The organism is Streptomyces sp. NBC_00663 (genome assembly GCF_036226885.1).
In the GTDB taxonomy this organism is placed as follows: domain Bacteria; phylum Actinomycetota; class Actinomycetes; order Streptomycetales; family Streptomycetaceae; genus Streptomyces.
Genome location: NZ_CP109027.1, coordinates 8,820,858 through 8,836,410 on the forward strand (window position 1 = coordinate 8,820,858; position 15,553 = coordinate 8,836,410).

Genomic DNA, 15,553 nt, shown 5'->3' on the forward strand with positions numbered 1-15,553 from the left:
TCCGGGTCTTCATTCGTCCCGTGGGGAACCGGGCCGGACGAGCCGTCGGTGAATTTCACGCTCCTCGCGCAGCGCCAAAGAGGACGCACACGTCCCCGCTCCTTTTCGGCGAGCAGAAGCCCAGAGCCACCTGCGTGTGGGAAGGAACCCGCTCAGTGCCCACCCCCCACCCCCCTCGTCCGCCGTACCCGCCCCCCGGCGGAGTTCCAGGGGAATCCGACGACGACCTCGGTGCCCGTCTCCGCGGCCGTCCGGACGGCGAAGGGGCCCAGTCGGCCGCGCTCTTGATGGCGCGTCACTGGCAGCCGGTCCACGAGTACGCCGTGATCTGCCTCGCCTCCCGGTCGGAGGTGGCCTCGATGGTCACCGCCGCCGCCTTTCACCAAGTCCTCGACCGCGTCGCGCTCGGCGAACCCGCCACCGCGCTGCGCCCCCGGCTGCTCGTGCGCGCGCGGGACACGGTCCGGGAGTGGTCGGCCGAGGACCGAATATCCGGTGTTCTCCCCGACCTCGCGAAACCCGCCGGCGGTCGCGGTATGCGGGCGGCGAAGTCCATGACGCCGGAAAACCGCAAACTCGCCGAGCGTTCATTCCTCGCCCTGCCCGGACTCGCCCGCTGTCTGCTGTGGCACACCGAGGTCGAGGCCGAGCCGATTGCCGTCCCCGCCGGTCTGCTCGGCATGGATACCGACGCCGCGTCGGCCGCTCTCGAACAGGCGCGTGACAAATTCCGCGAGGGTTGTGTACATGCCCATCGGGAACTCGCGCCGACCAAGGATTGCCGGTTCTACAACCGACTCCTCGACGTCCCGATTCGGCGCGGCGGCGCCCTGTTGCCGGATGTCCAGCAGCATCTGGACGAGTGCCGTTACTGCCGTTTCGCCGCCGAACAACTCAGCCATTTCGAAGGCGGGTTGGGGGTGCTGCTCGCCGAGTCCGTGCTCGGCTGGGGAGCCCGCCGCTACCTCGACTCCCGCCGCGGGAACGACCGGCAGGGCCCGCGCGCCCAGGGCGGCGCCCGGCACGGCGGCGGGCGCCGTCGTCTGCTGTCCCGCATACCGTCCCCCGGCCGCCGTCCCCCCGAGGGCCCCCGGCCCTCCCGGGTGCTGCTCACCGGAGTGGGCCTCGCCTCGGTGGGGCTGATCGCCAGTGTGCTCGCCGTGAGCCTGTGGTCGGACGACGGCGGCGCCGACCCGGCCGCCTCCACCAGCGCCACCGGCAGCGAGTCGGCCCCGGACGGCGTCTCCGCCTCCCCGCCCGGCACCGCCCAACTGCCCCTGGCGCCAAGCCGGTCCAGGCTGCGCAACGTCGGCGCCGACCTCTGCCTCGACATCCGCGGCGAGGTGAAGAAGGGCGCCGGGACCGAACTGGAGGCCTGCTCGGACGACGACACCCAGAAATGGACGTACGACGAGGAGGACGGGCTGCTGCGCAGCGCCGCGGACCCCGATCTGTGCCTCGACTCGCGGGCCGACGCCGGTGTGGTCATCCTCGGCAGCTGCGCGGACGAGAAGAGCGGGCGCGCCGCCGACGTGCGCTACGACATCACCGTGCAGGGCGAGTTGCTCACCCGCTGGGACGAGCAGCTCGCCGTCACCTCCACCAGCGGGGAGCCGGACTCCGACATCGTCGTCAAGGTCCGTGACGGCTCGAACCAGCAGCGCTGGGTGACGGACGCCGTCTCGCCCAGCGCCGGCGCGCTGTCGGTGCCGGACTCCGACGCCCCGTCCGTGCGGGCCGTCGACCTCACCGAGCGGGGGGAGCCCCGCTGACCACGTCCCGGGGCGGATCGCCCGCCAGATAACCGGCCACGTTCCGCACGGCGGCCAGGGCGATCCGCACCAGCGTCTCGCGGGTGACGCCCCCGACGTGCGGCGACAGCACCACGCCCGGGGCGCGGAGCAACCGCAGGGCCGGGGTGGGGGGTTCGGGGTCGAAGACGTCGATGCCCGCCCCGGCGAGGGCGCCCTTGTCCAGGGCGTCGGCGAGGGCGTCCTGGTCGATCAGGGCGCCCCGCGCGGTGTTGACGACGAACGCGGTCGGCTTGAGCAGCGCGAGCCCTGCCGCGTCGAGGAGATGGCGGGTCTCGTCGGTCAGGGGCGCGTGCAGGGAGACGTAGTCGCTGACGCGCAGCAGTTCGTCGAGCGGCACATAGCGGGCGCCGCCGAGTCGGGTCTCCGTCTCCTCCGCCACCCGGCGTCGTCCGGTGTAGACGACGGTCATGTCGAACGCGACCGCCCGCCGGGCGACTTCACGCCCGATCTGGCCCAGCCCGACGATGCCCAGCGTCTTGCCCGACAGCTCGGTCAGGGACCGCTGGAGACGGGGGAGCGCCCAGTCGGCCTCGACGAGCGCGGTGTGGGCCGGAACCACCTGCTTGGCGAGCGCCAGCATCAGGGCGAAGGTCTGCTCGGCCACGTTCTGCGCCTCGGCGCCGCTGGAGCCGATGGTGCACACGGGCACCCCGAGGTCGCGTGCGGCCTCGACGTCTACGTAGTCGAAGCCGTGACTCGCGCACTGCACCAGCTCCAACTCGGGTGCGGCGGCGAGGTGTTCGGCGGTGACCGGGGCCAGCGCCGTGATGACGACATGGGCCGCGCGCAGCGCCGCCGGGTCCTCGTCGGCGCGCTCGACCACGGTGACCTCGGCGTCGCCGGGGAAGAGTGTGGCGAGCCCGGCGCCGGCGGTGCGACCGCCTACGTGCGGGGCGATGACGGCGAGTACGTTCTTCGGCGCGGTCATACGGGGTCCTCGGTGAGGTCGGCGGGGCCCACGGTGGTGGGGGAGGCGTGGCCGGACAGGGCGAGGGTGAGGTCGAGTTCGGCGAGCAGACAGCGGATCACGTGCTCGACGCCGGCCTGTCCGTCCAGGCCGAGACCGTAGACGTACGGCCGTCCCACGAGCACCGCCCGCGCGCCGAGCGCGAGCGCCTTGAAGACGTCGTCGCCGGTGCGGACACCACTGTCGAAGAGGACGGTGAGCCGGTCGCCGACCGCCTCGGCGACCAGGGGCAGCGCGTCGGCCGCGCCGATCGCCCCGGCGACCTGCCGGCCACCGTGGTTGGAGACCACGACGCCGTCCATCCCGGCGTCGGCGGCCAGGCGTGCGTCGTCCGGGTGCTGGATGCCCTTCAGCACGATCGGCCCGTCCCAGTTCTCCCGCAGGAACGCCAGGTCCGGCCAGGTCTTCGCCGGGTCCGCGAACATGCCCACGAAGTGCATGACCGCCGCGTTCGGGTCCTCGTGCACCGGCTTGGCCAGGGCCGCCTGGAACGCCGGGTCGGAGAAGTAGTTGGCGGTGCCGACCCCGTGCAGGAACGGCAGATACGCCTGGTCCAGGTCACGGGGCCGCCAGGCCAGCAGCGGGGTGTCCAGCGTGACCACGAGCACCGTGAACCCGGCCGCCTTCGCGCGCCGCAGGAAGCTCCGGGCGACCTCCGGGTCCTTGGGCCAGTACAGCTGGAACCAGCGCTCGGCGTCCCCCATCGCCTCCGCGACCTGCTCCATCGGTGTGCTGGAGGCGGAGGACAGGATGTACGGCACGCCCTGCGCGGCGGCGGCCCGGGCGGCGGCGCACTCGGCGTCCGGGTGCATGATCGACAGCACGCCGACCGGCGCCAGGGCCAGCGGGGCGGGCAGCGAGCGGCCGAGGACCTCCACGGAGAGATCGCGCTCGTGCACGTCCCGCAGCATGCGGGGCACGATCCGACGGCGTTCCAGGGCCGCCCGGTTGGCGCGGGCGGTGCTGCCGTCGCCCGCGCTGCCCGCCACATAGCCGACCGGCCCGGGCCCGAGCCGCTGCTCGGTGAGCTCCTCCAGGCGGGTCAGATCGGTCGGGAGCCGCGGCACGGCCCCCGACATCCCGTTGAGATAGATCTCGTACTGGAAATCCGCCCAGTGCTTGGCCATCCGATGGTCCCGCCTCTCGTCGCTGAGAACGCGTTGCGCCCCGACGATACTGGCGAGTAAGGGCCGGTCGGCACACCGGGGTCAGCCGCCCTTCGCCGCCGCGACCGGCTCCGGCTCGCCGGACCCCGCGCCCGGTCCCGTGATGGCCGGGACCGGCATGTCGACGGTGCGGGCCAGCCGTGCGCCCTGCGGCCCGTACACGGCACGGGGTTCGGGGAACACCCGCAGCAGCGTCAGGAACAGCACCGCGGAGACCACCAGCGACAGCGGCAGGCTGATGTCGACGCCGTTGGCCAGATCGCCCAGCGGGCCGACGAACTGGCCCGGGATGTTGGTGAACAGCACACCGAGCAGCGCGGAGACCCACCAGGCGGTCATGCCGCGCCAGTTCCAGCCGTGCGCGAACCAGTAACGGCCGCCGCGCTGACGGCGGTTGAAGACCTGGAGCGCCTCCGGGTCGTACCAGCCGCGGCGGGTCCAGAAGCCGAGCATCATCACGACCATCCACGGCGTCGTGCAGGTGATGATCATCGTGGCGAACGTCGAGATCGACTGGACGAGGTCCAGGCCGAACCGGCCGATGAAGATGAACGCGATCGACGCGACACCGACCAGCAGCGTCGCCTGCACCCGGGACAGCCGCGGGAACACCGAGGAGAAGTCGAGGCCGGTGCCGTACAGCGCGGTCGTGCCCGTCGACATGCCGCCGATCAGCGCCAGCAGACACACCGGCAGGAAGAACCAGCCCGGCGAGATGGCGAGCAGTCCGCCCACGAAGTCGGGGGCCGCGGGGTCGACGTAGTCCGGGGCCTTGGTCGCGATGATGCTGGCGGTGCCCAGGCCGAACAGGAACGGCAGCAGCGTGGCGATCTGCGACAGGAACGCCGCGCCGATCACCCGGCGGCGCGGGGTGTGCGCCGGGATGTAGCGCGACCAGTCGCCGAGGAACGCGCCGAAGGACACCGGGTTCGACAGCACGATCAGCGCGGCGCCGATGAAGGACGGCCAGAACAGGGACTGTGTCGCCGCGTCCGCCGAGTCGGTGAAGACACCCGTGTACGAGGGGTCGAAGTCACCGGCGAAGGCGATCGCGCCGACCACGAACAGCACGCTCGCCGAGGTCACCGCGACCTTGTTGACGAACAGCATGAACCGGAAGCCGTACACGCACACCGCGAGGACCAGACAGGCGAACAGCGCGTACGCCACGACGTAGCTCAGATCGCCGCGCGGCAGCCCGAACAGCCGGTGGGCGCCGCCGACCAGGGCGTCGCCGGAGCTCCACACCGAGATGGAGAAGAAGGCGATCGCCGTCAGCAGGGAGAGGAACGAGCCGACCACCCGGCCGTGCACACCGAGGTGCGCAGAGGAGGAGACGGCGTTGTTGGTGCCGTTGACCGGTCCGAACACCGCCATCGGACACAGGATCAGCGCACCCACGACCACGCCGAGGAGGGTGGCCGCCAGACCCTGCCAGAAGGAGAGCCCGAACAGGATCGGGAAGGCGCCCAGCACACAGGTGGAGAAGGTGTTGGCGCCGCCGAAGGCGAGCCGGAACAGGTCCAGCGGGGTGGCGGTGCGGTCCGCGTCGGGGATGCGGTCGACGCCGTGGGTCTCGACCTCGGTCAGGGACGGCGCGGACGAGGGGTCGGGCTGCGGGGACAAGGGGGCTCCAGCGAGGGGGACCGGCGGTGGAGCGCGTCGTGGCGCGGGGAGGGGGCGGGGGAGGGCCGGTCGCCGTCGCGGGGGTGTGCGGCGGGAGAGGGGCCGTCCTCTCGGGGGTCTGCCGACGGTAAGGCCGGGGTCAAGGACCGCACCAGAGGAAGTTTCATCCATTCCTCGCGCCGCTGATGTACGAAACCTCCATCACTCGGTGTCCTTCGGTGCCTCCTCCTGCTCGGCGTCGGGTCCCTGCGCCCGTACCCGCTGGACGTGTTCGAGGGAATCGCGCAGCTCGGTGAGCCAGTCGTCGGTGTGCCGCTGGACGAGCCGGACGCACCAGGCGAGCGCGTCGCTGCGGCTGCGCGCGACCCCGCCCGCGATGAGCGTGTCCAGGACCTGGCGCTCGGGCTGGCGCAGCCGGGTCATCACGGGCGCGGCCACGTGCGTGAACAGGGCGCGTTCCCCGGCGCACTCCACACCCCAGGACACCTTGCGGCGGAACCGGTGCTCGGCCTCGCCGGCCACCTCGATCCGGGCCTCGCGGGTGCGCTCCCGGAACTCCTGTATCCGGCTCTGCACGGCCGCCTCCCGCTCGGTGGCCGAGGCGCCCTCGGCGAGCCGCGGGGCGGGGATGCGGCCGATGACGGTGATCTCCTCGCGGTCGACCGTCAGCTCGGCCAGTTCCTCGAAGAGGTCGTCCGGCAGCCGTCCGGCGAACCAGCCGCGCAGCTTCTCTCGTTGCTCTGTCGTAATCATGTAATGACGATTACTCCACCGGAGCATGAACACAAGGGGGCGGAGCGGGGTCAGCCGAGAGCTCAACCGGAATGTTTCAGGCCGATTGCGGAGCCGGTGTGAACCGGCCATTCGGTCGGGCGCGGCGATCAAGAACCGTGTGGTTACTGGGCTCCGGTGTTCGAATTCCGTGACTTCGCGCCACTGATTCAACACGCAAGGTTACTGAATCACGTGGGGTCGATGTGTGTTCCGGCCGCCGACTCGGCAGACTCGCGCTCGCCGCACCGACGCCGACCGTGCCGGGCGCGGCACCACCCTCGTCTCAGCGGAAGGATGCTCATCATGCGGAACACCGCGCGCTGGGCGGCGACCCTCGCTCTCACGGCCACCGCCGTCTGCGGCCCCCTCACCGGGACCGCGCTCGCCGCCACTGACTCGCTCTACGCCCCCTCGGCCCTGGTCCTCACCACGGGCCACGGCGACAGCGCCGCCACCGCCACCCCGGCCCGCGCGGTCACCCTCACCTGCGCCCCCACGTCCTCCGGCACCCATCCCGCGGCGGCCCTCGCCTGCGCGGAACTGCGCGGCGTGGGCGGCGACTTCGACGCGCTGGAGCCCCGCGACGACGTGATGTGCACCAAGGAGTACGACCCCGTGGTGGTCACCGTCGACGGTGTCTGGCAGGGCCGACGCGTCTCCTACGAGCGCACCTTCGCCAACGAGTGCGTGAAGAGCTCCCTCGGGTCGAGTCTCTTCACCTTCTAGGACCGGGGTCGCTCGGTCCCTGTGGAACCGGACGGCCGCCCGTGGCTGGGGAGCGCGGGCGCCGTCACGGGGACCGGTGCGATCTCGCACCGGGGGCCGGCTGGGCGGAGTGGGGCCGCCCGGCCGGCCTTCGTAACGTGTGTTCACCGCCGCTGCCCGGGGATTCCGGGCAGCGGCGGAAACCGGCCGAGGAGCCCCGAGGCCCGCAACAGCCGTCGTATACGGGGACTTTCCGAGACCACCCGCAGCCGGCCGCCGCGCTCCCGGGCGCGGGACTCCGCCCGGCACAGGACGCGCAGACCGGAGCAGTCGAAGAAGGCGACAGTGCGCAGGTCGACCAGGACGTCCGGTCGAGTCACCTCCGTCACCGCGTGCAGATGCTCCGCGAGGGAGCCGGCGGTCGCCATGTCGATGTCTCCCGTCGCCTCGACCACGGTGAAGCCGCCGTCGTGCGGATAGGTGCGGGCGTACGGGTTGGCTGTTGGATCGGGGGCGCGATCGCCGGATCCCGGTGTCATGTCGGCTCCACCTCGGCTGGGGCGCGCATTGGATCTCGGTAGCTACCCCGGCCGGGTACCCGGCATCCCGCGGGTCCTCCCCGCACAAGATCTAGTTCACCCGACCCGGTGAATTTCAGGCGGAGACATTGACTCTCCACCTGTCTTTCTGCGAACAGCCGCCCTGTTCAAGCGGTCCGCGGCGTCGTACAGTCGCGGTGCTGCCCTGGTCCCCGGCCGCATCGACGGCGAAGCAAGGGGTGGGGCGTGGGTACGCCGGTACGGACGAGCGCGGACGAGCCTCCGCTGCTCACCGAGTACGGGCTCATGGAGCCCGCCTTGGAGATGGAGTTCGCGGCGCACTTCACCCGACTCGGCGGTGCCGACGCCTCGGACGCCGCCGCGGCAGCGGTCACCGGAGTGGTCGAGGCCCCGGCCGCCTTCGTCGCCGCCCTGCTGGACGCCGCGCACCGGGTGAACGGCTGCCTCCTCGCCCGCACCAGGGCCGACGTCTGCCGGATCGTCCTCACCGCCGACCGCACCGGCATCACCGTCGCGGGCACCGACGACACCACGATCGCGCTGGACCGCGCCCACGACAGCCGCGCCCGTGATCTGCCCGTGTCGGCCGTCGTCGACGGCCTGCACATCCGGCACGGGCCCGAGGGTCATGTGTGGGTGGTGTGGCAGGGGGCCTGGTGCGCCGGAGGCGGACAGCCGGAGCCGTAGGTGGCCGTGGGCGTCGGCCTACGGAGTCCGCCGGGCGCGCTCGGACTGCTTCCTGTCGTGGGTCGTCACGGTGTCCTCATCTCAGTTCGTCGCGGCCGACATGCGCAGCGGTACGAGTTCCTGGTCCCCGGGCTCCTCGGCGCGGCGGCTGACCCCCGCCCACCAGGAGGGGCCCTCCTCGATGTGACGCAGCAGGATGCCCTCGCGGATCGCCCACGGGCAGATGCCGACGGTCCTGATGCCGGTGAGCTTCAGCGCCGTGTGCCCGACCACCGCGCCGGCCAGGCTCTGTGCGGCGCGGGGCGCAGAGATGCCGGGGAGCCGGGCGCGTTCGGCGGTGGACAGGGCGGCGAGGCGGGTGATCGCGGCCTTCAGGTCCGAGCGGTGCAACTGCCGCTCCACGAACGGCCCGTGCCGTCCCGGCGGCGCCCCGCACAACCGGCCCAGCTGCTGGAACGTACGGGAGGTGACCACCGCCGTGCGGGGCCCCTCCCAGCGGATCCGGGCCGCCACGTCCCGCAGTTGATGCCGGACCCGGCGCCGCAGCGCCCGCAGCAGCTCAGGGGAGGGCGGGTCCTCGCCGGAGAGGAACTCCTGGGTGAGCCGGCCCGCGCCCAGCGGCAGCGAGGCCACGAAATCCGGCAACCGTCCCCGCCCGAAGGCCACTTCGAGGGAACCGCCGCCGATGTCCAGCAGGGCCAGCGGCCCCGCCCGCCAGCCCATCCAGCGCCGCGCCCCCAGGAAGGTGAGCTCCGCCTCCAGCTCGCCCGGCAGCGTGCACAGTTCGACCCCCGTGCGGGTCCGTACCGCGCGCAGCACCGCCCGGCAGTTGGGCGCACCGCGTACCACCGCCGTGGCGAAGGCGAGCGGCGGCGCCGAGCCCCACTCGGTCGCCGTCCGGTCCGCCTCGGTCACGGCGGTGACGAGTCTGTCGACCGCCTCCTCGGGCAGCGCGCCGCCCGGCTCGACCTGTTCGGACAGGCGCAGCCGCCACTTCGCGGTGTGCACCGGCAGCGGAACCCCGCCCTCGGCGTCCGCCACCACCAGCCGGACCGTCTTCGACCCCACATCCACCACGCTCATTCGCATGGGCCGGTGAGTACCCGCTTCGGGGCCCTCGCTCACCGCGCCGGGGTGTGATGCGCGGCAACCAGCCACGAACGGCACGCCGATGTGCGCATCCGGCCACCACGGCAGCGCGGAGGGGCCGCCGTCTCCCTGATGACGGCGGCCCCTCGGTCCTGGGGGAACTACATGTGGACGACGGGTGCGGCGTCCGGGTCCTGCTCCGGCACCCCGCGGCGGTAGAGCAGGAACGCGATCAGCGTGCCGGCGGCGAACAGGCCCGCCGACCACCAGAAGGCGGTGGTGTAGCTCTCGATGGTGGCCTGGGCCTGCACGAGCTTGTTGCTCGGGTCCTTGCCGGCCAGGTAGTCGGTCGCGGCGCTCGCGGCCAGGGTGTTCAGCAGCGCCGTACCGATCGAACCGCCCACCTGCTGCATGGCGTTGACGGTGGCGGAGGCGACACCGGCGTCCTCGGCGGCGACCCCGCCCGTGGCCAGCTGCATCGCGGGCGGCATGACCAGACCGAGTCCGAAGCCGACCACGATCAGCTGCGGCAGCACGGCGCTCGTGTACGACGACCCGACCGCGATGCCGGTCAGCCAGGCCATACCGACGGCGGCGATACCGAAGCCCAGCGGGATGACGGCCTTCGGGCCCATCCGCGGCACCAGCTTGGTCGTGCCCAGCTGGGCGCCGGCCATCAGCGCGGCGACCATCGGCAGGAAGGCGACACCGGTCTTCGTCGGGCTGAAGCCCAGGTTGAGCTGGAGGTAGTAGGTGAGGAAGAGGAACACACCGAACATGCCGCCGCCGGAGATCAGCACGGCGAGGAACGAGGCGGCGCGGTTGCGGTCGAGCAGGATGCGCAGCGGCAGCAGCGGGTGCGCGGCCCTGGTCTGCCACCAGGCGAAGGCCACCAGCAGCACACCGCCGGCGATCAGGAAGCCCCAGGTGGCGGGCGAGTTCCAGTCGTGGGTCTCGGCGTTGGAGAAGCCGTAGACCAGGGAGAACAGGCCGGCGGCGACCAGGACCGTGCCCGGCACGTCGAGCTTGGAGTTCCCGGCGTCACGGTGGTTGTGCAGCAGCAGCCAGCCACCGGCGAAGGCGACCACGGCGATGACGACGTTGACGTAGAGGGTCCAGCGCCAGTCGAGGGCGTCGGTCAGGATGCCGCCGAGCAGCAGACCCACCGCACCGCCGGCGCCGGCGATGGCGCCGTAGACGCTGAAGGCCTTGGCGCGCTCCTTGGCGTCGGTGAACGTCGTGTTCAGGAGGGAGAGCGCGGCGGGCGCGAGGAGGGCGCCGAAGGCACCCTGGAGAGCGCGGGCGGTGACCAGCATCTCGAAGTTGGTCGCGGCGCCGCCGAGCGCGGAGACCGCGGCGAAGCCGACGACACCGATCAGGAAGGCCGTCTTGCGGCCGAAGAGGTCGGCGATCCGGCCGCCCAGCAGCAGGAGGGAGGCGAAGGCCAGGGCGTAGGCGGTGACGATCCACTGCCGGTTGCCGTCGGAGAACCCGAGGTCGGCCTGGGCCGAGGGAAGGGCGATGTTCACGATGGTCGCGTCCAGGACCACCATCAGCTGGGCGAGGGCGATGACGCCGAGGATCCACCACCGCTTGGTGGAGGCAGCCTCGGGCGACGCCTCGACCGCGCCCACCTGGGCGCCGTCGGTCAGGGTCTTCTGGGACATGGCAGAACCACTCCAGGGAAGTCGTTCGGAATTTACGAAGCCATAAACGAAACTGTTTCGTACACATCGAGGCTAGAGCACTTCCAGCGAAACGGCAACGTTTCGCTGGGGAGGGAGGTCGAGTGTGATCAGCGGCACGTTCGAGGTCGAGGGCGCGGAGCTGTACTACGAGCTGCGGGGAGCGGTCCACCGCTGCTGATGATCGGCGGCGCGGGCTACTGTGCGGAGGTCGCCGCGGACCTCGCCGACGCGTTCACCGTGATCACCTACGACCGGCGCGGAACCTCCCGCGGCACCGGCCGCTCCGGGGTGCCGATGGACCTCGCCGGGCGGGCGGCCGACGCCCGCGCGCTGATCGAGGGGCCGGCCGACGGCCGGGTGCTGGTCTTCGGCGACAGCGGGAGCGCGCTCCACGCCGAGTACCTGTCCGGCCTGATCGCCCACGAGCCGTCCGTCGTGAACGTCCCGCCCGCCGACGATCCGGGGCGCGCCTTCCTCGCCGACGTGGCCGACCGGTACACGCGTGGTGGCGCCCCGGCCCCGGGGCGCCGGTTCGCCGAGACGGTCCGCGGCGAGGGGACGTACCGATGGCCGGACGGCCTGTGGCGACGGGTCCTGGGCAACCAGCACCATCTCTTCGGCACCGAGTGGGTGGAGTTCCCCGGCCTCCACATGGAGTTCCTGCGCCACCCCGAGCGGTTCGCGGCAGTGCTGCGTGCGCCGGTGACCTGGGCGTACGCGGACGACCGGCCATCGGAGTCTCGTATGCCTTGAGCAGCATATAACCGAAGAGGCATATTGGAGCCATGTCCGACGCCGCGCTCTGGACCGCCCTCGCCGATCCCCACCGGCGGGCCATCGTCGCGCTGCTCCTGGAGCGGCCGAGGTCTGTCGGGGAGATCGTGGAGGCATGCGGCCTGAGCCAGCCGAGCACCTCCAAGCATCTGAGAGTGCTCAAAGACGCCGGTCTGGTCCGGGTCAGGCAGGACGCGCAACGCCGCGTCTACGCCCTCGACCCGGCCCCGATCGCCGCACTCGACGCCTGGCTCGCCCCGTACCGCAGGCTGTGGAACAGCGGCCTGGACGCGCTGGGGCGACGCCTCGACGAGACCGCGCCGGACGGCACGTCCGAGGAACCCTCTTCGAAGGACTGATCGCCATGTCCGCAGACCCCACCGGCACCTATCTGACCCTCGACGACGGCCGCCCGGCCGTCCGCTTCAGCCGCGTCTACGACCATCCGATCGACCGTGTCTGGCAGTTCGTCACCGACGCCGACGAACTCGCCCACTGGTTCCCCTCCCGCGCCGAGATCGACCTGCGCCCCGGCGGCGAGGTCAGGTTCAGCGGCGACCCCCACATGCCGGACTCCACCGGCCGCGTCCTCGCCGTCGACCCACCCCGGCACCTCTCCTTCGCCTGGGGCGACGACGAACTCCACTTCGACCTTGAGGCGCTCGGCGAGAAGAGCACCCGCTTCACGCTCACCAACGTGCTCAGCGAGGCGAACACCGCTGCCCGCAACGGCGCCGGCTGGGAGGTCTGCCTGGCCGCCCTGGAGCGGCATGCCGACGGCTCGCCCGGGAGTCAGGTGCCCTGGAAGGAGTTCTACGACGGTTATCTCGCCGCCGGTGTCCCCTCCGGCGCCCCCGTTCCGGGCCTCGACTGACTGACCCCTGCCTATGCCAGCTGCCGCCGCACCAGCTCGTGCAGCCGCCCGTTCGTGTCCGCCAGCAGGTGCGCGGGCGGGCCCTGCTGGGCGACCTTGCCGTCCTCCATCACGATCACGCGGTCGGCGTCGAGCACCGTCGACAGCCGGTGCGCGATGACGATCCGGGTGGCGTTGAGGGCCTTGGTGGACTCGATGACCGTGCGCTGTGTCTCGTTGTCCAGGGCGCTGGTCGCCTCGTCGAAGAACAGGATGCGCGGGCGGCGGATCAACGCCTGGGCGATCATCAGCCGTTGACGCTGGCCGCCGGAGACGGCACCGCTGCCGGAGACGATGGTGTGCAGGCCCATCGGCATCCGCTGGATGTCCTCCGCGAGCCCCGCCATCTGCGCCGCCGCCATCACCTCCTCCGGCGTGTAGGGCTCGGTGCCGCAGATGACGTCCATGATCGAACCGGTGAACGGCTGGGCGTGCTGGAGCACCACTCCGCACTGCCGGCGCACCGCCGACTGATCCAGCGCCGCCAGGTCCTGGCCGTCGTACAGCACACTCCCCGAGACCGGCGGGTCGAAGCCGATCAGCAGCCTGAGCAGCGTCGACTTGCCGCAGCCGCTCGGGCCGACGATCGCCACGAACTCGCCGGCGCGGATGTCGAAGGACACGTCGTCGAGGATCAGCGGACCGTCGTCCGCGTAGCGGAAGGACAGCCGGCGGGCCTCGATCGCGCCGGTCAGCGGGCCCGGCCGGGTGCTCGCCGTGCGGACCTCGGGGGTGGCCTCCAGGACCGGCTTGATCTCCTCGAACAGCGGCAGCGCGCCCACCGCCGACACGAACGCGCCGGTCAGCTGGGTCACCGACGTCAGCACCATCGTCACCGAGGTGTTGAAGGTGAGGAACTCCGCCGCCGACATCGAGCCGCGCGCCGGGCCCGCCAGCAGCATGAACATCAGCAGGGTGCAGACCGGCAGATAGACCGCGCCGAGCACCGTGGTGAGGTTCTTGATCCGGCCCACCTTCTGCTGGAGCTCACGGCTGCGCGCGAACTCCGAGGCCCAGGCCGCGTACGCGTAGTTCTCGGCCGCCGCGACCCGCAGCTTGGGCAGTCCGCGCAGCGTCTGGAAGGCCTGGTTGTTCAGCTTGTTGCCGAGCACCACGAGCCGCCGCTGCCAGCGCACCTGCCACAGCCCGAGCCCCAGGAACACCCCGGCGATCACGACGAGCATGCCGATCGCCGCGAACGCCATCGGCACGCTGTACCAGAACAGCAGCCCCAGGTTCATCGCGCCGACCGTCACCGACTGGGCGACCACGGGCCCAACCCCCGCCAGCAGCCTGCGGATCGAGCTGATGCCCATCGCCGCGCTCGCCAGCTCACCCGTCGAGCGCTGGGTGAAGAACTTGGTGGGCAACCTCAACAGCCGGTCCCACACGGCCGGTTGAAGGGTCGCCTCGATACGGCCCTCCAGGCGCAGGATCGTCAGGTTCTGGAGCAGCATGAAGGTCGCGGCGACGAGACTGCTGACCATCACCGCGAGACAGACCTGGACGATGAGATGCGTCTGCGCCTTCGGCACGAACTCGCCGAGCACCCGGCCGGTGGCGATCGGCACGATCGCCCCGATCGCGACGGTCACGAGACCGCTGAGCAGCAGGTTCGTCAGATCGCCGCCCATGTTCTGCATGCTGAACCGCAGCAGCCGGAGCGGGCTGAGCGCACGGTCGGGCAGCGGGCGGTAGAACATCACCGCGCGCGGCTCGAACTCCTCCGCGTTGGCCTTCTCGATGGGCGTCTCCCGGCCCGTCGCCGGATGCACCGCCACATAGCCGCCGCGCCGCCACAGCAGCGCGACCGGCGCACCGGACAGCGCCCGATGCCCCACCAGCGGACCGACGTTGTCCCGCCACCAGGTGCCGTCCAGGCGCACGGCCCGGGCGCGCACGCGGGAGGCGAGCGCGATCTGCTCGACCGGGTCGAGCCGGTCGGTGCCCGTACCGGACTGCGCCGGATCGGCCAGGGTGATCCCGGCCGCCTGGGCGACCAGCTTGCACGCCGCGTACGAGGCATCCGCGTCGGCAGCGGTGGCGCGCTTGCCCGACGCCTTGCCGATGGACGCGAGCAGCGTCCGGTCGGCCTGGGCGCGAACCGCCTCACCGGCCTTGATGCCTTCGGCCGTGCGGTGCTCGTGGGTGCGCTCCACCTGCTCGATCCAACGGTCCAGCGTGGTGAGCAGCCGGTACTGCTGGTCGACCATGCTCTGCCAGACCGCCGGGTCCATCAGCAGGTCGGCGGCGGCCTCCGCCCCGTACAGCGAGCCGTACTGCACACTGCCCGGCGGCACCTGCATCCAGAAGACGTCGTCGTCGGTGATCTCCGCGGCGCGTTCGTTCGCCATCGGCGCCTGGAACAGGATGGAGAGGCTGCGGCCGACACCGAGGGCGAGGGCGTACTCCAGCGGACTCGTCGTCGGCGGGACGTACTGCGGGTTGCCGTACTCGTCGTAGGACCAGGTCTGGGTGTTCGCGGGCTGGTACAGCTCGCGCAGGCCGATCCGGTGCACCACACAGTCCCGCAACGGACGGGCCACCAGGGTGTGTTGGGGTCCGGGCGTCGGGCCGAGCAGCAGCGAGCCCGCCTCCAGACGGCCCAGGTGATGCCAGTGGCCCTGCTGTTCGGCGTCCACCGCGAACAGGTCCACCGCGCCGGACGCCACCAGCCACAGCACCTGCGGCCCTTCGAGGTCCAGTCGGTTGTGACCCGCGAGGTCGAACGGCGTGCCCATGGCGCCGAGGGCCTGGAGGACCAGGTCGCCTTCGGGTGCGGTCGTCATC

14 protein-coding genes are annotated in these 15,553 nt (G+C 71.8%); 6 read left to right on the forward strand and 8 right to left on the reverse strand.

All coding sequences use genetic code 11. The features are described from left to right. The first annotated feature begins 155 nt into the window (after positions 1–155). Positions 156–1,772, forward strand: coding sequence for an RICIN domain-containing protein (locus OG866_RS40175; protein ID WP_329342486.1), 1,617 nt, complete (start codon positions 156–158; stop codon positions 1,770–1,772). On the opposite strand, the gene OG866_RS40180 is transcribed toward OG866_RS40175, so the two are convergent. The 4 genes from OG866_RS40180 to OG866_RS40195 form a co-directional block, all read right to left on the reverse strand. Further along, complete coding sequence (locus OG866_RS40180; protein WP_329342488.1) at positions 1,747–2,742, reverse strand: 2-hydroxyacid dehydrogenase; 996 nt, start codon at positions 2,740–2,742, stop codon at positions 1,747–1,749. The genes OG866_RS40175 and OG866_RS40180 overlap by 26 nt on opposite strands. After that, a complete protein-coding gene (locus OG866_RS40185; RefSeq protein WP_329342489.1) occupies positions 2,739–3,908 on the reverse strand; it encodes a lactate 2-monooxygenase in 1,170 nt (389 codons plus the stop codon). The genes OG866_RS40180 and OG866_RS40185 overlap by 4 nt, the downstream gene beginning before the upstream one ends. An 81-nt stretch (positions 3,909–3,989) precedes the next feature. Next, a complete protein-coding gene (locus OG866_RS40190) occupies positions 3,990–5,573 on the reverse strand; it encodes a purine-cytosine permease family protein (protein ID WP_329342491.1) in 1,584 nt (527 codons plus the stop codon). 201 nt (positions 5,574–5,774) lie between these two features. Next, on the reverse strand, positions 5,775–6,326 hold the full coding sequence (locus OG866_RS40195) for a hypothetical protein (protein ID WP_329342492.1): 552 nt from the start codon (positions 6,324–6,326) through the stop codon (positions 5,775–5,777). Positions 6,327–6,650: 324 nt separating this feature from the next. Here OG866_RS40195 and OG866_RS40200 point away from each other — a divergent pair, with 324 nt between their 5' ends. Then, complete coding sequence (locus OG866_RS40200) at positions 6,651–7,073, forward strand: protease inhibitor (protein WP_329342494.1); 423 nt, start codon at positions 6,651–6,653, stop codon at positions 7,071–7,073. A gap of 143 nt (positions 7,074–7,216) precedes the next feature. Here the strand turns inward: OG866_RS40200 and OG866_RS40205 are convergent, their stop codons facing one another. Continuing rightward, positions 7,217–7,591, reverse strand: coding sequence for an STAS domain-containing protein (locus tag OG866_RS40205; RefSeq protein ID WP_329342495.1), 375 nt, complete (start codon positions 7,589–7,591; stop codon positions 7,217–7,219). A gap of 246 nt (positions 7,592–7,837) precedes the next feature. Between OG866_RS40205 and OG866_RS40210 the strand changes: the two genes are divergently transcribed. After that, a complete protein-coding gene (locus tag OG866_RS40210; protein WP_329342497.1) occupies positions 7,838–8,299 on the forward strand; it encodes a hypothetical protein in 462 nt (153 codons plus the stop codon). Between the two features lie 81 nt (positions 8,300–8,380). Here the strand turns inward: OG866_RS40210 and OG866_RS40215 are convergent, their stop codons facing one another. After that, complete coding sequence (locus OG866_RS40215; RefSeq protein WP_329342499.1) at positions 8,381–9,388, reverse strand: Ppx/GppA phosphatase family protein; 1,008 nt, start codon at positions 9,386–9,388, stop codon at positions 8,381–8,383. 161 nt (positions 9,389–9,549) lie between these two features. Further along, positions 9,550–11,055 carry an MFS transporter gene (locus OG866_RS40220; RefSeq protein ID WP_329342501.1) on the reverse strand — a complete coding sequence of 502 codons (1,506 nt, stop codon included), beginning with the start codon at positions 11,053–11,055 and terminating at the stop codon, positions 9,550–9,552. A 198-nt stretch (positions 11,056–11,253) separates the two neighbouring features. Here OG866_RS40220 and OG866_RS40225 point away from each other — a divergent pair, with 198 nt between their 5' ends. From OG866_RS40225 to OG866_RS40235, 3 genes are read left to right on the forward strand one after another with little or no spacing between them, the layout of a single operon-like run. After that, entirely contained in the window at positions 11,254–11,829 is a 576-nt protein-coding gene (locus tag OG866_RS40225; RefSeq protein ID WP_329342503.1) for an alpha/beta fold hydrolase, read from the forward strand. A 32-nt stretch (positions 11,830–11,861) separates the two neighbouring features. Further along, positions 11,862–12,209 (forward strand): ArsR/SmtB family transcription factor, encoded by a 348-nt coding sequence (locus OG866_RS40230; RefSeq protein WP_329342504.1) that lies wholly within the window; start codon positions 11,862–11,864, stop codon positions 12,207–12,209. A 5-nt stretch (positions 12,210–12,214) separates the two neighbouring features. Then, the gene (locus OG866_RS40235) at positions 12,215–12,724 is read left to right on the forward strand and encodes an SRPBCC family protein (RefSeq protein WP_329342506.1); all 510 of its coding nucleotides are present in this window, start codon (positions 12,215–12,217) and stop codon (positions 12,722–12,724) included. Positions 12,725–12,735: 11 nt separating this feature from the next. On the opposite strand, the gene OG866_RS40240 is transcribed toward OG866_RS40235, so the two are convergent. Further along, the gene (locus tag OG866_RS40240; protein WP_329342507.1) at positions 12,736–15,552 is read right to left on the reverse strand and encodes an NHLP bacteriocin export ABC transporter permease/ATPase subunit; all 2,817 of its coding nucleotides are present in this window, start codon (positions 15,550–15,552) and stop codon (positions 12,736–12,738) included. Position 15,553 lies beyond the last annotated feature (1 nt).